The 22,040-nt window shown below is 61.1% G+C and carries 20 protein-coding genes; 13 read left to right on the forward strand and 7 right to left on the reverse strand.

Annotation, left to right across the window (positions count from 1 at the left end; all coding sequences use genetic code 11):
* Positions 1 to 46 precede the first annotated feature (46 nt).
* The 6 genes from J2Z75_RS13390 (at position 47) to J2Z75_RS13415 (ending at position 8,394) form a co-directional block, all read left to right on the forward strand.
* Positions 47 to 1,057, forward strand: coding sequence for a ligase-associated DNA damage response exonuclease (locus J2Z75_RS13390; RefSeq protein WP_209853385.1), 1,011 nt, complete (start codon positions 47 to 49; stop codon positions 1,055 to 1,057).
* Between the two features lie 3 nt (positions 1,058 to 1,060).
* Positions 1,061 to 2,710 (forward strand): cisplatin damage response ATP-dependent DNA ligase, encoded by a 1,650-nt coding sequence (locus J2Z75_RS13395; RefSeq protein ID WP_209853096.1) that lies wholly within the window; start codon positions 1,061 to 1,063, stop codon positions 2,708 to 2,710.
* A gap of 44 nt (positions 2,711 to 2,754) precedes the next feature.
* Positions 2,755 to 2,943 (forward strand): DUF3008 family protein, encoded by a 189-nt coding sequence (locus J2Z75_RS13400; RefSeq protein WP_209853097.1) that lies wholly within the window; start codon positions 2,755 to 2,757, stop codon positions 2,941 to 2,943.
* Between the two features lie 191 nt (positions 2,944 to 3,134).
* Entirely contained in the window at positions 3,135 to 5,720 is a 2,586-nt protein-coding gene (locus tag J2Z75_RS13405; protein ID WP_209853387.1) for a bifunctional diguanylate cyclase/phosphodiesterase, read from the forward strand.
* A 465-nt stretch (positions 5,721 to 6,185) separates the two neighbouring features.
* A complete protein-coding gene (locus tag J2Z75_RS13410) occupies positions 6,186 to 6,530 on the forward strand; it encodes a FlxA-like family protein (RefSeq protein ID WP_209853098.1) in 345 nt (114 codons plus the stop codon).
* 448 nt (positions 6,531 to 6,978) lie between these two features.
* The gene (locus J2Z75_RS13415; RefSeq protein ID WP_209853099.1) at positions 6,979 to 8,394 is read left to right on the forward strand and encodes an efflux transporter outer membrane subunit; all 1,416 of its coding nucleotides are present in this window, start codon (positions 6,979 to 6,981) and stop codon (positions 8,392 to 8,394) included.
* 346 nt (positions 8,395 to 8,740) lie between these two features.
* On the opposite strand, the gene J2Z75_RS13420 is transcribed toward J2Z75_RS13415, so the two are convergent.
* Positions 8,741 to 10,000 (reverse strand): ATP-binding protein, encoded by a 1,260-nt coding sequence (locus J2Z75_RS13420; protein ID WP_209853100.1) that lies wholly within the window; start codon positions 9,998 to 10,000, stop codon positions 8,741 to 8,743.
* Positions 10,001 to 10,002: 2 nt separating this feature from the next.
* The gene (locus tag J2Z75_RS13425) at positions 10,003 to 10,716 is read right to left on the reverse strand and encodes a response regulator (RefSeq protein ID WP_209853102.1); all 714 of its coding nucleotides are present in this window, start codon (positions 10,714 to 10,716) and stop codon (positions 10,003 to 10,005) included.
* A gap of 388 nt (positions 10,717 to 11,104) precedes the next feature.
* On the opposite strand from J2Z75_RS13425, the gene J2Z75_RS13430 reads away from it, so the two are divergent.
* From J2Z75_RS13430 to mnhG, 6 genes are read left to right on the forward strand one after another with little or no spacing between them, the layout of a single operon-like run.
* Positions 11,105 to 14,032, forward strand: a complete 2,928-nt coding sequence (locus J2Z75_RS13430; protein ID WP_407692765.1) for a monovalent cation/H+ antiporter subunit A — start codon at positions 11,105 to 11,107, stop codon at positions 14,030 to 14,032.
* The gene (locus J2Z75_RS13435) at positions 14,032 to 14,367 is read left to right on the forward strand and encodes a Na+/H+ antiporter subunit C (protein WP_209853106.1); all 336 of its coding nucleotides are present in this window, start codon (positions 14,032 to 14,034) and stop codon (positions 14,365 to 14,367) included. Before J2Z75_RS13430 ends, J2Z75_RS13435 begins: the two co-directional genes overlap by 1 nt.
* 6 nt (positions 14,368 to 14,373) lie before the next feature.
* A complete protein-coding gene (locus J2Z75_RS13440; protein ID WP_209853108.1) occupies positions 14,374 to 15,999 on the forward strand; it encodes a monovalent cation/H+ antiporter subunit D in 1,626 nt (541 codons plus the stop codon).
* Between the two features lie 4 nt (positions 16,000 to 16,003).
* Positions 16,004 to 16,492: a Na+/H+ antiporter subunit E gene (locus J2Z75_RS13445; protein ID WP_209853110.1), complete on the forward strand. Its 489-nt coding sequence runs from the start codon at positions 16,004 to 16,006 to the stop codon at positions 16,490 to 16,492.
* Entirely contained in the window at positions 16,489 to 16,770 is a 282-nt protein-coding gene (locus J2Z75_RS13450; protein WP_209853112.1) for a K+/H+ antiporter subunit F, read from the forward strand. Before J2Z75_RS13445 ends, J2Z75_RS13450 begins: the two co-directional genes overlap by 4 nt.
* The gene (gene mnhG / locus J2Z75_RS13455; protein ID WP_209853114.1) at positions 16,767 to 17,147 is read left to right on the forward strand and encodes a monovalent cation/H(+) antiporter subunit G; all 381 of its coding nucleotides are present in this window, start codon (positions 16,767 to 16,769) and stop codon (positions 17,145 to 17,147) included. Before J2Z75_RS13450 ends, mnhG begins: the two co-directional genes overlap by 4 nt.
* Here mnhG and cobM read toward each other — a convergent pair whose 3' ends face one another.
* Entirely contained in the window at positions 17,148 to 17,912 is a 765-nt protein-coding gene (gene cobM, locus J2Z75_RS13460) for a precorrin-4 C(11)-methyltransferase (RefSeq protein ID WP_209853116.1), read from the reverse strand.
* A 25-nt stretch (positions 17,913 to 17,937) separates the two neighbouring features.
* A complete protein-coding gene (gene cbiE / locus J2Z75_RS13465) occupies positions 17,938 to 19,179 on the reverse strand; it encodes a precorrin-6y C5,15-methyltransferase (decarboxylating) subunit CbiE (protein WP_209853118.1) in 1,242 nt (413 codons plus the stop codon).
* On the opposite strand from cbiE, the gene J2Z75_RS13470 reads away from it, so the two are divergent.
* On the forward strand, positions 19,178 to 19,948 hold the full coding sequence (locus J2Z75_RS13470) for a cobalt-precorrin-6A reductase (protein ID WP_209853120.1): 771 nt from the start codon (positions 19,178 to 19,180) through the stop codon (positions 19,946 to 19,948). The genes cbiE and J2Z75_RS13470 overlap by 2 nt on opposite strands.
* Here the strand turns inward: J2Z75_RS13470 and J2Z75_RS13475 are convergent.
* The 3 genes from J2Z75_RS13475 to J2Z75_RS13485 are packed head-to-tail and all read right to left on the reverse strand — an operon-like array spanning position 19,912 to position 22,039.
* Positions 19,912 to 20,676, reverse strand: coding sequence for a precorrin-3B C(17)-methyltransferase (locus tag J2Z75_RS13475; RefSeq protein WP_209853122.1), 765 nt, complete (start codon positions 20,674 to 20,676; stop codon positions 19,912 to 19,914). The two genes, J2Z75_RS13470 and J2Z75_RS13475, sit on opposite strands and share 37 nt — an antisense overlap.
* Positions 20,673 to 21,410, reverse strand: a complete 738-nt coding sequence (locus J2Z75_RS13480) for a precorrin-2 C(20)-methyltransferase (protein WP_209853124.1) — start codon at positions 21,408 to 21,410, stop codon at positions 20,673 to 20,675. Before J2Z75_RS13480 ends, J2Z75_RS13475 begins: the two co-directional genes overlap by 4 nt.
* Positions 21,407 to 22,039 (reverse strand): precorrin-8X methylmutase, encoded by a 633-nt coding sequence (locus tag J2Z75_RS13485; RefSeq protein ID WP_209853127.1) that lies wholly within the window; start codon positions 22,037 to 22,039, stop codon positions 21,407 to 21,409. Before J2Z75_RS13485 ends, J2Z75_RS13480 begins: the two co-directional genes overlap by 4 nt.
* Position 22,040: the final 1 nt, after the last annotated feature.

Below are 22,040 nucleotides of genomic sequence, written 5' to 3' on the forward strand. Positions count from 1 at the left end.
ATCGTGATAGCTGGCAGTCGGCCGATTGCCAGCTATCTTCGTTTCCATGAAACCGGAAACGCTGCTCTATCCGACGCCCAAGGGTCTCTATTGCGAGAAGGGCGGCTTCTATATCGACCCCGTCCAGCCCGTCGAAAGGGCGCTGATCACCCATGGGCATGCAGACCATGCGCGCGCAGGACACACTCATGTGCTGGCAACGCGCGAGACACTGGACATCATGCGCATCCGCTACGGCGAAGCGTTCTGCGTCAGCACGCAGGAAGCCGTGCTCGGTGTACGAACCAGCATTGGCGACGTCACCGTCAGCTTTCATCCCGCCGGCCATGTTCTGGGCTCCGCGCAGATCACGGTGGAGGCCAGCGGTATGCGCATTGTCGTTTCGGGAGACTACAAGCGCCGCCGCGACCCGACCTGTCTCCCCTTCGAGCCTGTGCCCTGCGATGTTTTCATCACCGAGGCGACGTTCGGCCTGCCTGTGTTTCACCATCCCGACGATCAGGGCGAAATCGCCAAGCTGTTGACGTCGCTCCGGCAATTTCCCGAGCGCGCTCACCTTGTCGGCGCCTATGCCCTCGGCAAGGCCCAGCGGATCATCGCCCTGTTGCGCGAAGCGGGTTACGACGATCCCATCTTCATCCACGGCGCGCTGACCAAACTCTGCGACTACTACGAGAGCGAAGGCTTAAACCTAGGCGACATCCGCCCCGCGACGCTGGCACAAGGGGACAAACAATCGTTTGCCGGCGCCGTGGTCATCGGCCCGCCCTCCGCCTTCGCCGACAAGTGGGCCAGGCGCTTTCCCGATCCTGTATCCATCTTCGCCTCCGGCTGGATGCTGGTGCGCCAGCGCGCCAAGCAGCGCGGCGTCGAACTGCCGATGATTATCTCCGATCACTGCGACTGGCCGGAACTGACCGAAACGATCAACGAGATCAAGCCGGGCGAGGTCTGGGTAACGCATGGCCGCGAGGAAGCTCTGGTCCGCTGGTGCGAGTTGCAGGGCATCGCCGCCCGGCCGCTGCATCTCGTCGGCTATGATGACGAAGGGGAGTAGTGGATGCGCGCCTTCGCCGAACTGCTCGACCGTCTGGTCCTGACCCCGCAGCGCAACGCCAAGATCAAGATGATGACGGATTATTTTCGCGCGAGCCCCGACCCGGATCGCGGCTATGCGCTGGCGGCCATCGCCGGCACGCTGACACTCAAGACCGTGAAACCGAATGTGCTCCGGCAACTCGTGCTGGAGCGAATGGACGAGGTGCTGTTTCGCTATTCCTACGACTATGTTGGCGATCTCGCCGAAACGATTTCGCTGGTCTGGGAAAAACCGGCTGATGAAGAGACGTCCGTGTCCGATCTCTCGCTCGGCGCCGTCATGCATCAACTGGAGACCGCCGGCAGGGCCAACGTGCACGGTCTCGTCCGCGATTTGCTCGATCAACTCCAGGGATCGAGCCGTTTCGCCTTCCTGAAGCTCATCACCGGCGGCCTGCGCATCGGCGTCTCGGCGCGGCTGGTGAAACAGGCGCTTGCCGACATGGGCAATGTCGATATCACCGAAATCGAAACGCTCTGGCACGGCCTGTCACCGCCCTATACCGCGCTCTTTCGCTGGCTTGACGGAAAGGCCGACAAACCCGAGCTGGACATGCCGGCCGTTTTCCATGCGGTCATGCTGGCAACGCCGGTCGGCGACAACGATCTTGCCGCGCTGGACCCGAAGGACTTTGCTGCCGAATGGAAATGGGACGGCATTCGCGTGCAGCTTGCCAATCTGGCCGGCACCCGGCGGCTCTATTCGCGCAGCGGCGACGATATTTCCGGTGCTTTCCCGGACATTCTCGAGGCGGCCGATTTCGAGGGCATCATCGACGGAGAACTTCTGGTCGGTGGGACGATGCGCACCAACAACGCCACCCGGACCTTTTCAGACCTGCAACAGCGCCTGAACAGGAAAACCGTGACGCGCAAGATGCTGGAGGACTATCCGGCCTTCATCCGCGGCTACGACCTGCTGTTTTCCGGCAGGCGGGATATCCGGCCGGAAAGTTTTCTCATACGGCGCGCGGAGCTTTCCGTCCTGATCGAGAAGGCCGCGCCTTCCCATTTCGACCTGTCGCCGCTGGTCCCCTTCTCAAGCTGGGAGGAACTCGACCGCCTGCGCGCCGATCCGCCCGATCCGGTCATCGAAGGCATCATGCTGAAACGTCTGGATTCGCCCTATACCTCCGGCCGATCGAAGGGACCGTGGTTCAAGTGGAAGCGGGAACCCTATAATGTCGATGCAGTGCTGATGTATGCCCAGCGCGGACATGGCAAACGATCAAGCTACTACTCCGATTTCACCTTCGGCGTCTGGACACAAAGCGACGGCAAGAACATTCTCGTGCCCGTCGGCAAGGCTTATTTCGGCTTTACCGACGCGGAGCTTGAAGTGCTGGATCGCTATGTGCGCAACAATACCATCGAACGGTTCGGCCCGGTTCGCTCCATCCGCGCCGAAGCTGACCACGGCTTCGTGGTTGAGGTTGCCTTCGAAGGGATCAACGTCTCCACCCGGCACAAATCCGGCGTCGCCATGCGCTTTCCGCGCATATCGCGGCTGCGGACCGACAAGCTGCCGCGCGACGCGGACAGGCTGGAAACGTTGCTTGCAATGATCGGGGGGCCAGACGTTGATCGAACGGGAACTGGGGAACCAATCTAGAAAATGATTGTTAATCTGCAGCATCCAATCGAAGGAGAAAGACGATGCCTGCAAAATCCCAAGCCCAACAGAAAGCCGCCGGTGCCGCCCTGTCGGCGAAGCGCGGCGACACGAAGAAATCCATGCTCAAGGGTGCTTCCAGGAGCATGGAGAAGTCCATGTCGGAGAAGGAACTGAAGGACCTTGCGGAAACCGACCGCAACGAACTGCCGGAAAAGAAAGAATCCAAATAGGCGCACGCCCGAATTCCCGGCTCTGCGCAGTACATATTGTTAAGATGACTTTGCGACAATGCCGACCGACTGCTGTCGAGTAAAAGAACGGCGTTGGAGATTTCGTGTTTTCGGAACTGTCAAGCGTACTCAGAAAATCAACAATAGTTCGTCTTTTTAAGCCGAACTATTTGCCGACCTATGTTGCGCTGATGGTGGTGATCGCAACGGCTATATTTGCCGAACAGCAAAACCGCGTCGTTCAAGCTGCAAAAATGCGGGCGGCAGTCGCTGCGGAACTCAATCCGATCCGCTCGAAGCTCGAAGCCAATATCAATGGCGACATTCAGCTCGTCCGCGGGTTGATCGCGACAATCTCCACCGAACCCGGCATGAACCAGAAGCGGTTCTCCGATCTGGCGCGCAACATCTTCACCGAGCGCTCGCGGCTGCGCAACCTTGCCGCCGCCCCGGACCTCGTCGTCTCCCTCGTCTATCCGCTGGAAGGGAATGAAAAGGTTCTCGGCCTGGATTACCGCAAGAACGAGAACCAGCGCGCTGCCGCGCTGCGGGTTCGCAATCTCGGCAACATGGTACTCGCCGGCCCTCTCGACTTGGTTCAGGGCGGCAAAGGCCTGATCGGCCGCTTTCCCGTCTCCCTTTCCAATGGTGGCGAATCCAATCGCTTCTGGGGTATCGTCTCCGCGGTCATCGACGTTGATCGGCTCTATCGGGACAGTGGCCTTCTTTCGCAGGTACTCGACATCGACGTGGCGATTTCCGGCCGCGACGGCCTGGGCGAAGACGGCGCGTTGTTTTACGGTAACAGCCACGTCAAGACAGCCGACCCGGTCGAAGTCAGCGTCTTCCTACCCGGCGGATCTTGGATAATTAGCGCCATCCCGAAGGGAGGATGGATCGATACGCCGCCAAATGCCTGGCTTGTTCGAACCCTCACCGTACTCGGGGGGCTTTTCATCATCGTGCCGATGTTCGTCAGCGGACAGCTGATGGAGGAGCGGAAGCGCAATATCCAGGTACTCGAAAACAACGAGGATCAGTTGCAGGAGCTGTCCCACCGCTTGAAGATCGCACTCGACGCATCGCAGATCGGCATCTGGGAACTCGATATTTCCTCCGGCAAGCTTCTGTGGGACGACCGCATGAAAGAACTCTACGGCCTGCGCAAGGACGCGCGCGAGGTCTATGAGGACTGGCGCGACGCGCTGCATCCGGACGATCTGCAAAGGGCCGAACAGGAGTTCAGCAGCGCCCTTCTCCACGGCGCGAGTTACGTCTCGCAATTCCGCATCCGCCTTTCCGGCAACCGGACCCGGCATATTCGCACCGTCGGCTCGAAATATATCGGCGCGAGTGGCACGGAGAAAATCGTCGGCGTCAACTGGGATGTCACAGTCGATGTCGAAAAGAACGAGCGGCTTGAAGCGGCCAAGCGACAGGCGGAGGCACACAGCGCGGAACTTGAGGCCGCGCGGCACCGGATGGAATTCGACGCGCTGCACGATCCTTTGACGGCGCTGCCGAACCGGCGTTACCTTGACGAGATCCTGGCGCAAAAGCATTCCAGCGCAGCGAAACAGGGCCTCGCCAGCATTTTCCACATTGATCTCGACCGTTTCAAGGAAATCAACGACACTCTGGGCCATGCGGCGGGCGATGAAATCCTCCGGCACGCCGCCAAGATCCTTCGCGCCAATACCGGAGACGATGATTTCGTCGGCCGTATCGGTGGAGATGAGTTCGTCATCATTTCGCGCAGCGGTGGCATCGAGGGCCATGACGCGGCACTTGCCCAGCGCATCATCGACGCGATGAGCATACCGGTTACATACAAGGAGCAAGAGTGCCGTATCGGGGTCAGCATCGGTATCGCCCACCAGGCAAGGCTGGAAGAGGAGCTGACCCAGGTTCTCGTCAATGCCGACATTGCTCTTTATGAAGCCAAGCGCCGCGGCCGCAACCGGTGTGAGTTCTTCACTCATTCCCTGAAAACCGCGGTTTTCAAAACCAAGCAGACGGCGGATGAAATCCTGCGCGGGCTCGAACAGAACGAGTTCATTGCCCATTTCCAGCCGCAATTCTGTCCCGCCACGCTCGACATCATCGGGGTCGAAGCGCTGGCCCGCTGGGACCATCCGACCAAGGGATTGCTTGCACCCTACGCCTTCCTGAAGACGGCGGAAGGCATCAATGTACTTGCCGAGATCGACCAGAGGATTTTCGAGCAGGCGCTTTTCCAGTCAACCCGCTGGGAAGCAAGCGGGATCGACATCCCGAAAATATCCGTCAATCTCTCCTATCACCGTTTGCACGACGAAAAGCTGATCGACCGCCTCAACCAGATGGTCATTCCGAGAGGCAAAGTTTCATTCGAGCTGCTGGAATCGATCTCGTTCGACGAGAGCGATATGACCGTGCTTTCGAATATCGAGCAGATCAAGAACCTCGGCATCGATATCGAGATCGACGACTTTGGCACCGGTTATGCCTCGATCACCAGCCTTTTGAAGCTCACCCCGCGCCGCCTCAAGATCGACAGGCAGCTGGTCATCCCGATTCTGACCTCCGAAAAACAGCGCCAGCTGGTCGCCTCGATCATCGACATCGGCATTTCGCTCGGTATCGAGGTCATCGCCGAGGGCGTCGAAACCATGGAACATGCGCGTATCCTGAAAGACCTGGGCTGCCACGGGCTCCAAGGTTACGCTTTTGCCCGGCCGATGAGCGCCAACGACCTCGCAAACTTCGCACGCGAACGCCGGTGGCTCGCGGCCTGAACCGGAAAATATTTGATTGATTCGCCCAGACGGGGCTGACCGTAACGCAGCAAGCCTCATTTCAAGGGCCGCGCGCGGGCAAATCCAACGCCGAACGTGTATCGATTTGTTTCCTAGAGCGGCATTTTTGTATTCTAGAGTTTCCTGTTCATGTCGCGATATCGACGGAATATGTCTGGAAAGCAAAATCTCCGGAACCCTCTACAAGTACGCCGCCTTGGAACGCGGGAGCTTCGGTGTGCCTTTATGCCAAGGTGTAGAATATTCTTCCGGAAACAGCAGAGGTCTGCCGTCCGTGGTAGTCAAATCTTGCTCAAGTCGAAAATGGATCGGCATTTCCGGAATGTTTCCAGCCCAGCTTTTCTCAGGAAAACAGGGGTGATTTCTTGAAGATTGAAGTCAGTTTTCGTTAGTGGATCGATGCGTTTCTCATATCTCCCGAAACGAAAACGCAAAGGATTTATAATGGTTGGAGCGATATCAAGCACCTCACTCCTGTCGACGTTGACCACCAGCAGTTCAAGCAGCAGCAGCAGTGCGCAGATAGCATCTCTGGAAGCGCAGATTCAGGCCAAGCAGACGGAACTGGAAGAAGCAAAGACCGACGACGACAAGGCGGAGGTAACCGAAGAGATCGCCGAACTGCAGGCAAAGCTCAAGGCTCTGGAAGCGGCAGAGGTTCGAAAAGCCCAGGCTCAGCAAGCGGCGGCATCGAATGGCCAAAGCGGCCAGGAAGAACCGGCATCGCTGATCGGTACCCGCAACTTCCAGGATGGCGAGCAGTTCGGAAGCCGCGAAATCTGGGTCTGATCTCTTTACGACCTTGGGGAGCATGACGTTTCCCCGCGATCTATATCATGAGCAACATGACATCCTTCGGCAATGATTGCCAAGCGCATGTTGCTCATGCACATTCGGCACAACCACCCGGTCGCTGTGTGGCCATGCAGGAAACAACTCGACACCGGACCGACAAACACCAGACATATACAGCCTTTAATGGGTCAGGCTGCCTGTCATTCTCGTGTTGGTGCGTTGGCTGGACGAAAGTGAATTGTGTGCAAGGAAATTTTCTACGCTACCCTTGAAATCACGGCCGGAATGTCCAAAGCCGTGGCACTTGGGAAACACCAAAGCTGGGGATAGTCCTTTTCAGCCCCATCTTTGCAATTGTTCCCTCGCAAGCGGCGCGGAAAATGTTAAAGACGAAAAAAGTGAATCGTTTGTTACCGACCCTTCGGGCCGGATGGGGACCCAGATGAAAATTGTAAATGTGCTCCTTCCCTTGAGCCTGCTGCTTCTCTCCGGCTGCGTCGTTGGCCCTGACTATCAATCTCCGAACGCAGCCCTGCCTGCAAAATTCTCGGCGGGCGGCGAAGCAACAGCTGACGACGTGACCCTCAAGCCGTGGTGGGAAGCCTTCCGCGACAAGAAACTGAACAGCCTCGTTGCCCAGGGCTTGGGCGAGAACCTCGACGTCCAGCAATCGATCGAGCGCATCATCGAGGCCCGTGCGAATGTGATCGTTGCGGCAGCCGGCGGCCTGCCGGATATCAGCGCCAGCGGATCGGGGAGTGTTGCCGGCCAGGATGGCTCATATCCTCGCAACACCAGCGGCAATGACCATAGCGAAACCAAGACGATCGGCGCCGGCGGCGACGCATCCTGGCTGATCGATCTGTTCGGCCAGTATCGACGTGCCAAGGAATCGGCGAACGCATCGCTCGATGCCGCTTATGCCGACGTCAATGTCGCTCGCCTTGCCTACCTGTCCGACCTGACCTCGTCCTACATAGAGGCGCGCTATAACCAGGAAGCCTACGCACTTCAGCAGAAGAGCCTTGCCTCACGGCGCGAAACGCTCAAGCTGACGAACGACATCAAGGCGGCCGGTGCCGCTTCCAGCCTCGACGTCGTTCAGGCTGAAGGCCTCGTGAACTCGACGCTCTCGGAACTGCCCGGCTATCAAACCGGATTCAATCAGGCGGCAAACCATATCGCCACGCTGCTCGGCCTGCCGGCAACATCCGTCACCGCCAGCCTGCGAAATGGCTCTTCGCAGCCCTCGCCGCGCTACAATACCAAAATCGGCATTCCCGCAGATCTGGTGCGCAACCGTCCGGACATCCGCAAGGCGGAACGCTTGCTGGCGGCTGCAACGGCATCGATCGGCGTTGCTGAAGCGCAGCTCTATCCGAGCCTGAGCCTGAGCGGTTCGATCGACGGTTCGCGGATCGTCGCTTCCGCTGCCAGCGGCGGCCTCAGCAGCTGGTCCTTTGGCCCGAGCCTGAGCCTCCCGATCTTCAACGGCGGCCGGTTGAAGGCCAACGTCGATATCGCCAAGTCTGGGGCGCAGCAGCAGTATCTCGCCTGGAAGCAGACCGTTCTGAATGGTGTGGAAGAAGTCGAGAACGCCCTCGTCGCACTGCGCAACAACTACCAGACCGTCGCAGCGCTGCGTAAAGTGGTCGACTCCTACGAAGAGGCTTTGAGCTTGGCGCGTGAAAGCTACAAGGGCGGCGCGACCTCGCTGCTCGACGTTCTGGATGCGGAACGCTCGCTCGCGACCTCGCGTATCGCGCTCGCATCCGGCATTCGCAATCTGGCCAACAATTATGTCTCCCTCAATGTCGCCATCGGCGGCGGCGCGGGTATCGAAGCCGTCGGCCAATAAGCCGAAGGCGATACGCCCGCTGGTATCGGCGGGCTCATGCAAGAATAAAAAGCGCGGTGGACTTCGATCCACTGCGCTTTTCTTTGGGGTCTACGCTGTTTGCTGCATTTGAAGCCATCGCATGGAGACAGATGAAGCTGGATCGACCTCTCCCGTTGCGCATTGCGCTGTCAGCAAACAGCGTGATGGCCTTCAACATCCAACCGCGCAAACGAAAGGCTGGCGGCACTTCGCGGCCGACACCGAAAGCGCAGTTTCGCGACGCAGGACCGGCATCTGCATAACAGGGCACTTGGAATTGATCTGCCTTTCCCGGCCGACGGAAAGCCACCAGTTTCGGGTTCGATCAAACCTGCGCTGCCGCACACAGCGGCAAGCGTACAGTCTGCAGTAGACCGCCCTCCAAGCGGTTGACGATGGTGATCGTGCCGCCATGGTTCTCGATGATCTCGCGCGAAATGGCGAGCCCAAGCCCCGCACCCGGCACAAGCTGCCGGCGTGCCTGGTCGACGCGGAAAAACGGTTCGAACACACGATCGAGCAGGTTTTGTGGGATACCGGGTCCGCTGTCCATAACCGTCAAAACGGCCTCGACACCATTGCTGGAAAGCGAAACACGAGCGCCCTGGCCGTGGGTCGCGGCATTCACCACTAGATTGCGCACAGCGCGCTTCAGCGCGAAGGGCGATCCCTTAACCAAAACCTGCGTGACCAGCCCCTGCTCGATCGGCATATCCGTTTCGCGGACCTCCTCGGCGACTGACCGCAGAACCGTGTCCAGCGACACCTGCTCCTGGGCGGCGGGGCTCACCTCCTCGCGCACCAGCCGGATGGCGCTGTCGGCGATATGATCGAGTTCATCGAGATCCTTCAGCCAGGACTGCCGGTCGTCTCCGTCACCGACGAATTCGGCGCGAAGGCGCATGCGCGTCATCGGCGTGCGCATATCGTGTCCCGCAGCCGCAATCATGCGCATACGGCTGGAAACCGCGGCATTGAGGCGTGTGGCCAGCCGGTTAATGGTCTTTGCGGTCGTGCGCACCTCCATCGGCCCCGTCTCCGGCAATTCCGGAATAATGCCATCGGGGCGGATTTTGGCGATCGTCTCGTCGAGAATACGCAACGGCCGCATCATCACATTGCTGGCATAAATCGAGATACCGGCCATGCCGATTGCAACCAGCGCCAGATAAGCCGCGAGCGGCAGATATGGAAACGGACCGGGGCCTGGGAAATCGAGATAGGCCCAGCGCGTTCCGTCGAGCTGGACAGCGATATCCTTGCGATGCGTATTGAAGCTCTTGAGCGCGATGACATTGGCTGTGTAGCCTTGGCGCCGGCCCTCTTCCTGGATGCTGTCCGTCCGTTCCTGGTCGATACGATCCTGCTCGGGTTTCTCCTGGATCTGGATGTGCATGATCTCCGCCGCCGAAGGATCGGCGCGAAGCAGCAGAAGCGCGAATTCGGCCTTTTCGGCAATAACACGATCGAACATCGCCTCCGGCGGCTTCCGCAAGAGCGATGCCGTGACGAATGCGGCGATCACCAGCACAAGAACGACCGAGATGACCAACAGCGCCGTAAACCGCGTGCGCAGGGACAACATCTCTAGTTGCTCCGTTCGACAGGGACCGCGAGCTGATAGCCTTTATTGCGCACCGTCTTCAACATGGCAAAAACGCTGGCATCGCCGAGTTTGCGGCGCAGACGGCTGACCAGAATATCGATCGAACGGTCGAATGGATCGGCTGGCCGCCCTTGCGTGAGATCAAGCAGAGAGTCCCGCGAAAGGACCCGGCCCGGGCGCTGGAGAAACACCATCAGCAGCTCGAACTCGCCACCGGTCAGATCGACGGCGCTGCCATCGGGTGCAAGCAAGGTGCGGCTTTCGATATCCGCGACGTAGTTGGCAAAGACGTATTGACGGCTGCCTGCGGGTTGCGGCTCGCTGCGGCCCCGCCGCAGTACGGCACGGATGCGGGCGGACAGTTCACGGGGATTGAACGGTTTTCCCAGATAGTCGTCAGCGCCGAATTCAAGCCCGATGATCCTGTCGACATCTTCCTTCAGCGCCGTCAGCAGGATGATCGACAACTGCGGCATCCGCCCACGCAGCTCACGGCAGAGGTCAAGCCCGGAACCGTCCGGCAGCATGACGTCGAGAACCAGGAGGTCTATCTTCAGCTCGGCAAGCTTCGCCTCGCACTCCCCCTTGCTCCCGGCCAGGCAAACGCGAAAGCCCTGTCCGTCAAGGTACTTTCCGAGCAGGCGGCGAATCTCGGGGTCATCGTCAACGACAAGAATATGCGGTGTTGTATCCATGGGGCATTTATATCAGCCGCGCGCCAAAACGCACGCGGTCCGCCTTTGCAGTCAGCCGTTTTCAGTGTCGAAATATTTCCAGCCGCGCCGAACGTACATTTCGTTACAAAAATCACGCCCGAATATTTCCCGATACGGCGAACCCGGCGCGCGCGGTGGCTGAACCCACGGATTATGGTTTCGCAGAATTCCAGGTAACGAATTGCCGCAGGGGCCGATTTTTATCGTCGTTGCGGGTTGGCATCGCGGTCGAAAGCAGACATAAAAACACCATGCCGTCGCGCCGCTTTGCGGTGCGCTTCGGGCTCCGGTCGTAGCGCGCAGATGCCGCGGCCTTCGCGAACCCTGGTGGTTCTTTTCAGTCGGAAAGCTTTAAGGAAACGGGCACATAGAGATCGCAGCGACATTGCTTCTGGTTCTGGTTCTTGCACCCTTCGCGGGAAGCCTTGCTGCAATCTGTATTCCGACGCACAAGGGCACCGCGAGCGCCTGGCTTTCCGGATCGATCTCCTTGTTCTGCCTTGTCACATCGGCAGGGCTCTACCCCATCGTCGCTTCGGACAGGGTTCTTCGCTACGATGTAAACTGGCTTCCCGAATTGGGGCTCAATTTCTCGCTGCGCATGGATGGCTTCGCCTGGATGTTTGCAAGCCTGGTCACGGCAATCGGCCTGCTCGTCGTCATCTATGCACGCTATTACATGTCGGCCAGCGATCCCGTACCGCGTTTCTTCGCCCTGTTCCTCGCCTTCATGGGCGCGATGCTTGGCGTGGTCCTTTCCGGTAACCTGATCCTGCTGGCGATCTTCTGGGAACTGACCAGCATCATCTCCTTCCTGCTGATCGGCTATTGGCATCACAACGCGCATGCCCGCGACGGCGCCCGCATGGCACTGACGGTTACCGGCACGGGCGGCTTGTGCATGTTCGTCGGCCTGATGCTGATCGGCCATATCGTCGGCAGCTACGATCTCGACGTGGTGCTCAATTCCGGCGACCTGATCCGCAACGATCCGCTCTACACGACCGTGCTGATCCTCATCCTTCTGGGAGCGCTCACCAAGAGCGCGCAGTTCCCGTTCCATTTCTGGCTGCCGCACGCCATGGCGGCGCCGACGCCGGTGTCGGCCTATCTCCACTCCGCCACACTCGTCAAAGCGGGCGTCTTTCTTCTGACCCGCCTCTGGCCGGTCATGGCCGGCACCGACCAATGGTTCTGGATCGTCGGTCTCGCCGGTCTCAGCACGCTGCTGCTCGGGGCTTACTTCGCCATCTTCCAGCAGGACATGAAGGGACTGCTTGCCTATTCGACGATCAGCCATCTCGGCCTCATCACCGTTCTTCTCAGTCTCGGCAGTCCGCTGGCGGCAGTCGCTGCGATCTTCCACACCATGAACCACGCGACCTTCAAGGCCTCGCTTTTCATGGCGGCCGGGATCATCGACCACGAATCCGGCACGCGCGACATGCGGCGGCTGAGCGGCCTGTTCAAATACATGCCGATCACCGCGACGCTTGCCATGGTCGCCAGCGCCTCGATGGCCGGCGTGCCGCTGCTGAACGGCTTCCTGTCGAAGGAAATGTTCTTCGCCGAAGCGATCGAAACGCACAAATACAATCTGCTCGACACGATCACGCCCTATGTCGCGACGCTCGCCAGCATGTTCGCCGTCACCTATTCGCTGCGGTTCATCTACAGCGTGTTTTTCGGCCCGCCGCCCCGTGACCTGCCGAAGACGCCGCACGAGCCGCCGCACTGGATGCTTGCGCCGATCTATTTCCTCGTGTTCTCCTGCCTCGTCGTCGGGGTCATCCCGGCGCTGACCATTGGTCCCTTCCTGCATACGGCGGTCAAATCCGTTCTCGGCGACGCCACCCCGGTCTACAGCCTCGCCGTCTGGCACGGCTGGAACCTGCCGCTGTTCATGAGTCTGATCGCACTTGCCGGCGGCGTCGGGCTGTTCCTGATCATGAGGCCCTATCTTGCCACCAGCACCGAAGGACCGCCCTACTTCCGGCGACTGGAAGGCCAGCGCATCTTCGAGCGCGTGCTTGTCACCCTGTCATGGAAATGGGCGCGGTCGATCGAGATGCGCGCTGGCACCCGCCGCCTCCAGCCGCAGATGCGGATTCTCGTCGCCGTTGCCCTCGTCGCCGGCGCGGTGACGCTCCTGTCGCAGGGCTTCAAGCCGGCAGTGATCGCCTTCCGCAGTATCGACCCGGCCTTCGCGCTGCTCTGGCTGATCGGCATGATCTGCGCCGTCGGTGCTGCCTATCAAGCCAAGTTCCACCGCCTGGCAGCCCTCGTGCTACTCGGCGGCGCCGGGCTCGTCACCTGCGTCACGTTTGTCTGGCTTTCCGCTCCGGACCTCGCGGTCACGCAATTGCTCGTGGAGATCGTCACGACGGTTCTCATCCTGCTCGGTCTCCGCTGGCTGCCGAAGCGGATCGAGGATCCGGACGATCCGGAGATGATGACGATCTCCACGCGCCTGCGCCGTCTGCGCGATCTCGCCACCGCGGTCTTCGCCGGACTTGGCATGATGCTCGTCTCCTATACGATCATGAGCCGGGAAATGCCGGAGACGATTTCGAGCTATTTCCTCGAGCGCGCCTATAGCGAAGGCGGCGGCACCAATGTCGTCAACGTCATTCTCGTCGACTTTCGCGGTTTCGATACGCTCGGCGAAATCGCCGTGCTGTGCATCGTCGCGCTGACCGTATTCGCGTTGCTGCTGCGTTTCCGTCCGGCCACCGAGAGCCTGGAGACGCCCGAACAGCAGCGTGTGCAGAACGCGTTCGATGACGATCACCCGGACCGCAAGAAGGGCGACAGCATCGCCGAGTATCTGCTGGTTCCCTCGGTCATCATGCGCTGGATGTTCCCGGTCATCGGCATGCTGGCCGCCTTCCTGTTTTTCCGCGGCCATGATCTGCCGGGCGGCGGCTTTGCCGCCGGCATCGCCATGTCGATCGCCTTCATCCTGCAATACATGGCCGGCGGCACACGCTGGGTCGAGGAGCGGTTGCGCATCCACCCCCTGCGCTGGATGGCGATAGGCCTGCTTGTTGCCACCGCGACCGGTCTCGGTTCCTGGATCTTCGGCTATCCGTTCCTGACATCACACGCGCAATACATCTCCCTGCCGGTGATCGGCAAGATACCGCTGGCAACCGCCATCCTGTTCGATCTCGGCGTCTTCTCGCTGGTGCTGGGCGCTACCGTGCTGATCCTGATCGCGCTTGCCCACCAGTCGGTACGTGCGCCGCGCGCGCAGATCAGGGCGGCGAAGCTGGCTGCGAAGGAGACCGCATAATGGAACTGGTTCTCTCCGCAGGCATCGGCGTGCTGACTGCTTCCGGCGCCTGGCTCCTGTTCCGGCCGCGCACTTATCAAGTCATCATCGGCCTGTCGCTGCTCTCCTATGCCGTCAATCTCTTCATCTTCGGCATGGGGCGGCTCCGGGTCAACGCCCCGCCGGTGCTTGAACCGGGCGGTACCGGCGGTCTGTTGACCCATACCGATCCCATTCCGCAGGCCCTGGTGCTCACGGCCATCGTCATCGGCTTTGCCATGACCGCCCTCTTCCTTGTGGTCTTGCTCGCCTCGCGCGGTTTGACCGGGACCGACCACGTGGACGGCAGGGAGTAGTACCGCATGAACTGGCTCCACCACCTGATCATCCTGCCGATCCTGCTGCCGATCATCACGGCGGCCAGCCTGATCCCGCTCGATGAACGCAATCGGACGCTGAAGGGCGTGATCGGCTTCGCCTCGACCTTGATCGTCTTCCTTTTAAGCGTCCTTTTGATGCGGACAGTCGCGGCGTCTGGCGATAGCGGCTCTGGCGCCAGCGTCTATCTGCTTGGCAACTGGCCGGCCCCCTTCGGCATCGTCCTCGTACTCGACCGGCTATCGGCCCTGATGCTTGGGCTCACAGCTGTTCTTGCGCTGGCGACGCAGGTGTTCTCGATGGCGAAATGGCACCGTGCCGGCCACCACTTCCATTCTCTGTTCCAGCTCATGCTGGCCGGCTTGAACGGCGCCTTCCTCACCGGCGACCTGTTCAACCTGTTCGTCTTCTTCGAAATGATGCTGGCAGCGTCCTACGGCCTGCTTTTGCACGGCTCGGGACCATTGAGGGTCAAGGCGGGCCTGCATTATATCGCCGTCAATCTTGCGGCGTCTTCGCTGTTTCTCATTGGCGTCAGCCTGATCTATGGTGCGACCGGCACGCTCAACATGGCCGATCTTGCCCTGAAGATCTCCACCATCGGCCCGGAAAGCCGCATGCTGATGGAGGCCGGCGCGGCCATTCTCGGCATCGCCTTTCTCGTCAAGGCCGGCATGTGGCCGCTCGGTTTCTGGCTGCCCGCCACTTATTCCGCTGCGACGCCGCCGGTCGCAGCGATCTTCGCCATCCTCACGAAGGTCGGCGTCTATATCCTTCTTCGTCTTTCAATGCTGCTGTTCGGCAGCGATGCGGGCGCATCTCTCGGCTTCGGGCAGCCCATTCTTCTGTATGGCGGCCTGTTGACCATCGGCTTCGGCGCGATCGGTGTGCTTGCCTCGCAGGCCATGGGCAGGCTTGCAGGCTATTGCGTGCTGGTATCCTCCGGCACGCTGATGGCCGCGATCGGTCTCGGCAATGGCGCGGTCATTGGCGGCGCGCTGTTCTATCTCGTCAGTTCGACGCTGACGATCTGTGCTTTCTTCCTGCTGATCGAACTGGTGGAGCGTGCCCGCGATGCCGGCGCCGACGTTCTGGCCGTGACGATGGAAGCCTATGGCGATGTCGACGAAAACGAGGAGGAAAAGGAAGGTGGCGTGGCCGTACCCGGGACCATGGCCGTTCTCGGCCTGTGCTTCTGCATCTGCGCCATCCTTCTCTCCGGCCTGCCGCCGCTATCGGGGTTCCTTGCCAAATTCGCGATGCTGCATGGACTTTTCAATCCCGGAAGCTTTGGCGGCGATGCGCCGGTCTCCGGGGCGGAGTGGACCTACACCGCCCTGCTCATCCTGTCGGGCCTTTCCGCCATGATCGCCATGAACCGCGTCGGCATCCGTACCTTCTGGACGTCGATCGAAGGAACCATTCCGCGTGTGTTCCTGATCGAGATCACCCCGGTTCTCCTGCTTCTCGTCGCCTGCATCTTTCTGAGCCTCCAGGCCGGCCCCGCCATGCGCTACATGGACGCCACCGCAAAATCGCTCGGCGAGCCGCAGAACTACATCGGGCGGGTGATGTCGGCGCCCCGCGCCGGCCCGGCGGGAGGGGAGTAAAATCATGCGTTACTGGTTTCCCTACCCGCTCCTGTCTCTGTCCTTGCTTGCCCTGTGGCTGCTGATCAACCAGTCGCTTTCGCCGGGCCATATCGTGCTCGGCACCATGCTTGGCATTGCGTTCGCCTGGGTTATGGTCAACCTCCAGCCCGACAAGACCCGGCTGAAAACATTCGGGCGTATCGTCATCCTGACTGGCCATGTCGCGGTCGACGTCGTCCGTTCGAACATCGCCGTGATGAGCGTGATCCTGCGCACGAAAACACGACCCGTGAATTCTGGCTTCGTGGCAATCGACATCAGCCTGCGCGACGAGAACGCGCTGGCCCTGCTCGCCTGCATCCTGACGGCGACGCCTGGAACCGCCTGGCTCGAATTCGACCGGCAGACAGGCGTCCTGCTCATCCACGTGCTGGATCTCCAAAACGGCCAGAACTGGATAGACCTGATCAAGCGCCGGTACGAAGCCCCGCTGAAGGAGATATTCGAATGAACGAACTCTTCATCATCTGGTCGATCCTGGCCTCGCAGGTGCTGCTCGGCCTTGCGATGGGTTGCGCGCTGTTTCGGATGGCCCGCGGGCCACGCGCGCAGGATCGTATCCTCGGACTCGATGCGCTCTACATCAACGCCATGCTGCTGCTGCTGACATTCGGAGTACGCACGGCCAATTCGATCTATTTCGAAGCGGCCCTCATCATCGCACTTCTGGGTTTCGTCTCTTCGATCGCCTTTGCGAAATTCCTGATGCGCGGCGAGGTGATCGAATGAACCATCTGACCGACCTTCCAGTCTGGGCGGCAATCCCGGTCTGCATTCTCCTCCTCCTAGGCTCCGCGATCACACTTGCCGGCTCGATGGGGCTGATCCGGTTGAAGACCTTCTACGGCCGCCTGCACGCACCGACGCTCGGTGCCAGCGCCGGCACCATCCTGATCTGCCTTGCCTCGATGATAACCTTCGCCGTCCTGCAGAACCGCTGGATCATCCACGAAGTCCTGATCATTGTCTTCGTCATCCTGACGACGCCGGTAACGCTGATGCTGCTCGGCCAATCGGCGCTCTACCGAGACCGGATCGAAGGCAGTAACGACGTGCCGCGCAAGGCTACCGGCGAGGACGCCGACACATCGGCCGCCGATATCTGACTACCGGCTATCCCGCCCTCGAAAACGGCGTTGGTAGGCCGCATCATAGAGCGAGCTTTCACGGAAATCGGTGGCGCCGAGCGTGCGGCCGACAAAGATCAGCGCCGTGCGCTCGATCGGATCGGCCGCGACCTTGGCCTCGATATCGGCAAGCGTGCCCCGGATTACTCGTTCATCCGGCCAGGACGCCTTGACGACGATGGCGACCGGGCAATCCGCGCCGTAAAGCGGCGTTAGTTCCTCGACCACTTGCCCCAGCGCATGGATCGCCAGATGAATGGCCAGCGTCGCGCCTGTGGCACCGAAGCCGGCCAGCGTCTCGGCATTCGGCATCGGCGATGCACGGCCGGAAACGCGCGTCAGCACGAGGCTCTGGGCGACGGCAGGAATGGTGAGTTCACGGCCAAGGGTTGCGGCTGCGGCGGCGAATGCCGGAACACCGGGCGTCATCGTGTAGTCGAGCCCATGCTTTTCCAGCCGGCGGACCTGTTCGGCGACGGCGCTCCAGACCGAGAGATCGCCGGAATGCAACCGCGCGACATCATGGCCTGCTTCCGCTGCTTTCACATATTCCGCCTCAATTTCATCCAGCGACATGGGCGCCGTATCGACGATACGCGCTCCCTCTGGGCAATATTGCAGCAGTTCCGGCGAGACGATCGAACCGGCATAGAGGCAGACCGGGCAGCGGGCAATCAGATCGCGGCCGCGAACGGTGATCAGGTCTGCGGCCCCGGGGCCGGCGCCGATGAAATGAACGGTCATGCTGCTTCCTTTTGAAATTCCGACGTCATGGCTTGACCCATGACCACTGCGTCACCGGCATCGCGGGGCGCCAGCCGGTCATCGAGCCCACAGGCGAGGCGCGGGCGATATCGATGCGGATCAGCGAGCCGCCCAGCCGGGCATGATGCTCCAGAAGCACAGTTTCCATCTGCGTCGTCACGGCATTGGCCACCAGCCGGCCGCCGGAAGCAAGCGCTGCGATCGCCGCCGCCATGACGCCCTCTTCGCTGCCGCCACCGCCCACAAAGATCGCGTCCGGTCGAGCCAACCCGGCCAGGGCGGCAGGTGCAGAGCCTTGAACGACAGCAAGCCCCGGCACGCCGAAAAGCGCTGCATTCCTTTTGATGCGTTCTGCACGTTCCGCAGAGCCTTCGATGGCAATCGCCCGCATCGCCGGGGCGGACAGCATCCATTCGATGCCGATCGAACCCGAGCCCGCGCCGATGTCCCACAAGAGTTCACCGCGTCGTGGCGCCAGAGCCGACAGGGTCAGCGCACGGACCTCGCGTTTTGTGATCTGGCCGTCATGTTCGAACAGGCCGTCATCCAGTCCTTTGGCCAGCGGCAGAATGCGCGCATCGACACCGGCCACGACCTCGACCGCACAGACGTTGAGCGGGTTGACGGATGTGGGTGAAAAGTCAGCCGCAATTTGGGACGTTATCCGCTCGTGGGCGCCACCCAAAGCCTCAAGAACCGTCAATTTCGATTGCCCAAACCCGCTTGCAGCGAGCAATGCGGCAAGCTCCGCCGGACCATGCTCGTCGGATGTCAGCGCCAAGACGCGGGAACCCGGCTGCAGATGCCGCCGGATCAGATCGAGCGGACGGCCATGCAGGGAGACCGTCACAGTATCCTGAAGCGCCCAGCCGAGACGGGCAGCGGCAAGACTGAAGGAGGATGGGGCCGGAAGAACGCGCATTTCCGAGCGATCGATATGCCGCGAGAGCGTCACCCCGACGCCGAAGAAGAAGGGATCGCCCGATGCCAGCACCACGACGGATGTGCCGCGAAGCGCGATCACAGCCTCGACGGAACGCTCGAACGGACTCAACCAGCGGCGTCTCTCGCCAGTGATGAGAGTTGCGGTGAGTTCAAGATGGCGCGCGCCGCCGAAGACGACCGAGGCGGCCCCTATACAACGCTTGGCCTCGTCGCCGAGACCCGCTAAACCGTCTTCGCCAAGGCCGATGATCGTCAGCCAAGGCGTAATGCAACCGGTAGAAAAGGTCTGACCGTCATCCATGAGCAAACACCGCATCCTGATCCTCGGCGGCACCACGGAAGCGCGGCAACTCGCTGCCGCTCTGGCCTGTCGCACGGATTGCGATTTGCTGCTCTCGCTTGCCGGACGGACGGCGGAGCCCATGGCCCAACCGGTTCCGGTGCGCAGCGGCGGTTTCGGCGGCAGCGACGGACTTGCCAACTTCCTCACAGGGGAGAATTTCGAGCTTCTGATCGACGCAACGCATCCCTTTGCAGCGCGCATCTCGCACAACGCGGCGATTGCGGCGGGCAAAACCGGCATTCCCCTTTTTGCCCTGCGCCGCCCTGCCTGGAAACAGCAGCCTGGCGATCGTTGGACCAGCGTCCGTTCTGTCGCCGATGCGGCCAGTGCACTCGGCGAATCGCCGAAGCGTGTTTTCCTGGCCATCGGACGACAGGAGGCGTTCCATTTCGAGAGCGCCCCGCAGCATCACTACATCATCCGCAGTGTCGATCCGTTGATACCGCCCCTCGGCGTTCCCGATGCGCGCTACATCCTCGCCACCGGCCCGTTCGAGGAAGCCGCTGAACGCGGCCTCCTGACGGAGAACCGGATTGAGGTGATCGTCGCCAAGAACAGCGGCGGCACGGCGACCTACGGCAAGATCGCCGCTGCCCGTGCGCTCGGCATCGCGGTAATCATGGTCGAGCGCCAGCAACCGGCCGATGTCCGCGCGGTTTATACTGTCGAAGAAGCGCTCGGCCTTGTCGATCACCTTTTCTCCCCTGAGACGAAGCGTGGCGTATAGACGAGATCGGATTTTCCCGGACGGGGAATGATCCTTGTTTCCGGCGAACCGATGATCACGCAGGTCGCCATATCGGCCTTCTGGGCGTCAGCTTCCCCGAGCGGCATGACCAGCATGCGCTCATCCGGACGGCCGGCAGCGCGGCCGAAGATCACCGGCGTTTCGGCCGGCAGCACGGTGCGCAGGATGTCGAAGGCCTCGCCCAGTTGCCAGGGCCGCGCCTTGCTGATCGGATTGTAGAGCGCGATCACCATGCCCGCCTCCGCCACCAATTTCAGGCGCCGGGTGATGATATGCCAGGGCTTTAGATTGTCCGAAAGAGAGATGGCGCAGAAATCATGCCCCAGTGGCGCACCGATGCGGGCGGCAACCGCAAGCATGGCGGTAACCCCCGGCACGATGACGAGCTCCACCGTGCGCCATTCGTCCGGCCCGTTGTCGATCGCCTCGCAAACGGCGGCGGCCATGGCGAAGACACCGGGGTCGCCGCCAGAGACGACGCAGACATTGGTGCCGGCAATAGCACGAACGAGCGCTGCCTGTGCGCGGTCGAGTTCTTCCCGATTATCCGAGGCAATACGGTTCTGGTCGGGACGCAGCGACAAGCGGTCGAGGTAGGGGCCATAACCCAGAAAATCGGTTGACTTCGACACGGCATCGACCGCTTCCGGCGTCATTTGCTGTGGCCCACCCGGCCCGGTACCGATCACATATAATGTGCCGCTCATGGCCTGCCGCTCCAGCCGGGCACCAGCACCAGCGAGAAATAGGGTGCGATGTCGTCGGCCTTCTCGGCGAGCGGGATCATGGCGGAATTCGCCATCGTGCCGCGCTCGACATAGACAGCCTGGCCGAGCTTGCCGGCGGCGGCGAGCGCCCGGCGGATCTTCGGCAGGTTGCGGCCGACTTTCATGATCACGGCGGCTTCGGTATCGCCGAGACGGCGAACGAGTTGGTCTTCGGCCATCGTGCCGGGCAGCACCGAGAGAACATCGTCGCCCTGGACGATCGGCAGGCCGGCCAGCGACCAGCAGCCGGACATGGCGGTAATGCCCGGAATGACCTCGACCGGAAACCGACCCGCAAGCCGCACATGCAGATGCATGTAGGAGCCGTAGAACATCGGGTCACCTTCGCTGAGGATGGCAACCGTGCGTCCGGCTTCCAGATGTTCGGCAACGGCAGCCGCCGACGCATCGTAGAAGCCGGTGATCTGGCTCTTGTAGTCGTCGTGATCCTTGTCGATCTCGACAGTGACTGGATAGTAAAGCGGCAATTCGAGGAGACCCGGCTTCAGCAGCCCATCCACGACCGCGCGTCCGTTGCCGCGCCGCCCTTCCTTGGCGAAATAGGCGAGCACATCGGCGGCCTCCAGCGCCCTGACCGCCTTGAGGGTCAGAAGCTCCGGGTCGCCCGGACCTGTGCCAACGCCGATCAACCTGCCTGCGGACGGCGCGCTCAAAGACCCGGCCTCGCCAGCGAATTGACGGCCGCCGCGGTCATCGCACTGCCGCCGAGACGGCCGCGCACGATGGCATAGGGTACGCCATAGGAATTTTCAGCCAGCGCATCCTTGGATTCCGCGGCACCGACAAAGCCAACCGGCATGCCGATGATCGCCGCCGGCTTCGGTGCACCGTCTCGCAACAGTTCCAGCAGAAAGAAAAGTGCTGTCGGCGCGTTGCCAATGGCAACCACGGATCCGGCCAGACGCTCGACCCAGAGTTTTAGCGCCGCCGCGGAGCGGGTATTGCCGATTTCGCTGGCGATTTCCGCAGTCCTTGGCTCCCGAAGGGTACAGACGACCTCATTGTCGGCCGGAAGGCGCGCGCGGGTGATCCCGTGGGAGACCATGAAGGCATCGCAGAAAATCGGCGCACCTTTTTTCAGGGCCTGACGCGCTGCCGGAACGAAACCCGGAGAGAACTCGAAATATTGCGCGGCATCGACCAGCCCACAGGCATGCACCATGCGGACGGCCAGATCGGCCTCTTCATCGGAAAAGCGCGAAAGATCGGCTTCGTTGCGGATGATGGCAAACGAGCGCTCGTAGATGGCATCGCCATCCCGGATGTAATCGTATTCAGGCATC

This window comes from Rhizobium herbae, assembly GCF_017873135.1.
Taxonomy (GTDB): Bacteria; Pseudomonadota; Alphaproteobacteria; order Rhizobiales; family Rhizobiaceae; genus Pararhizobium; species Pararhizobium herbae.

Excerpts from the sequence above, each read along its gene's own strand:
- J2Z75_RS13390 (WP_209853385.1), top strand. The coding sequence starts at position 47 with ATGAAACCGGAAACGCTGCTCTATCCGACGCCCAAGGGTCTCTATTGC.
- J2Z75_RS13395 (WP_209853096.1), top strand. The coding sequence starts at position 1,061 with ATGCGCGCCTTCGCCGAACTGCTCGACCGTCTGGTCCTGACCCCGCAG.
- J2Z75_RS13400 (WP_209853097.1), top strand. The coding sequence starts at position 2,755 with ATGCCTGCAAAATCCCAAGCCCAACAGAAAGCCGCCGGTGCCGCCCTG.
- J2Z75_RS13405 (WP_209853387.1), top strand. The coding sequence starts at position 3,135 with ATGGTGGTGATCGCAACGGCTATATTTGCCGAACAGCAAAACCGCGTC.
- J2Z75_RS13410 (WP_209853098.1), top strand. The coding sequence starts at position 6,186 with ATGGTTGGAGCGATATCAAGCACCTCACTCCTGTCGACGTTGACCACC.
- J2Z75_RS13415 (WP_209853099.1), top strand. The coding sequence starts at position 6,979 with ATGAAAATTGTAAATGTGCTCCTTCCCTTGAGCCTGCTGCTTCTCTCC.
- J2Z75_RS13420 (WP_209853100.1), bottom strand. The coding sequence starts at position 10,000 with ATGTTGTCCCTGCGCACGCGGTTTACGGCGCTGTTGGTCATCTCGGTC.
- J2Z75_RS13425 (WP_209853102.1), bottom strand. The coding sequence starts at position 10,716 with ATGGATACAACACCGCATATTCTTGTCGTTGACGATGACCCCGAGATT.
- J2Z75_RS13435 (WP_209853106.1), top strand. The coding sequence starts at position 14,032 with ATGGAACTGGTTCTCTCCGCAGGCATCGGCGTGCTGACTGCTTCCGGC.
- J2Z75_RS13440 (WP_209853108.1), top strand. The coding sequence starts at position 14,374 with ATGAACTGGCTCCACCACCTGATCATCCTGCCGATCCTGCTGCCGATC.
- J2Z75_RS13445 (WP_209853110.1), top strand. The coding sequence starts at position 16,004 with ATGCGTTACTGGTTTCCCTACCCGCTCCTGTCTCTGTCCTTGCTTGCC.
- J2Z75_RS13450 (WP_209853112.1), top strand. The coding sequence starts at position 16,489 with ATGAACGAACTCTTCATCATCTGGTCGATCCTGGCCTCGCAGGTGCTG.
- mnhG (WP_209853114.1), top strand. The coding sequence starts at position 16,767 with ATGAACCATCTGACCGACCTTCCAGTCTGGGCGGCAATCCCGGTCTGC.
- cobM (WP_209853116.1), bottom strand. The coding sequence starts at position 17,912 with ATGACCGTTCATTTCATCGGCGCCGGCCCCGGGGCCGCAGACCTGATC.
- J2Z75_RS13470 (WP_209853120.1), top strand. The coding sequence starts at position 19,178 with ATGAGCAAACACCGCATCCTGATCCTCGGCGGCACCACGGAAGCGCGG.
- cbiE (WP_209853118.1), bottom strand. The coding sequence starts at position 19,179 with ATGGATGACGGTCAGACCTTTTCTACCGGTTGCATTACGCCTTGGCTG.
- J2Z75_RS13475 (WP_209853122.1), bottom strand. The coding sequence starts at position 20,676 with ATGAGCGGCACATTATATGTGATCGGTACCGGGCCGGGTGGGCCACAG.
- J2Z75_RS13485 (WP_209853127.1), bottom strand. The coding sequence starts at position 22,039 with ATGCCTGAATACGATTACATCCGGGATGGCGATGCCATCTACGAGCGC.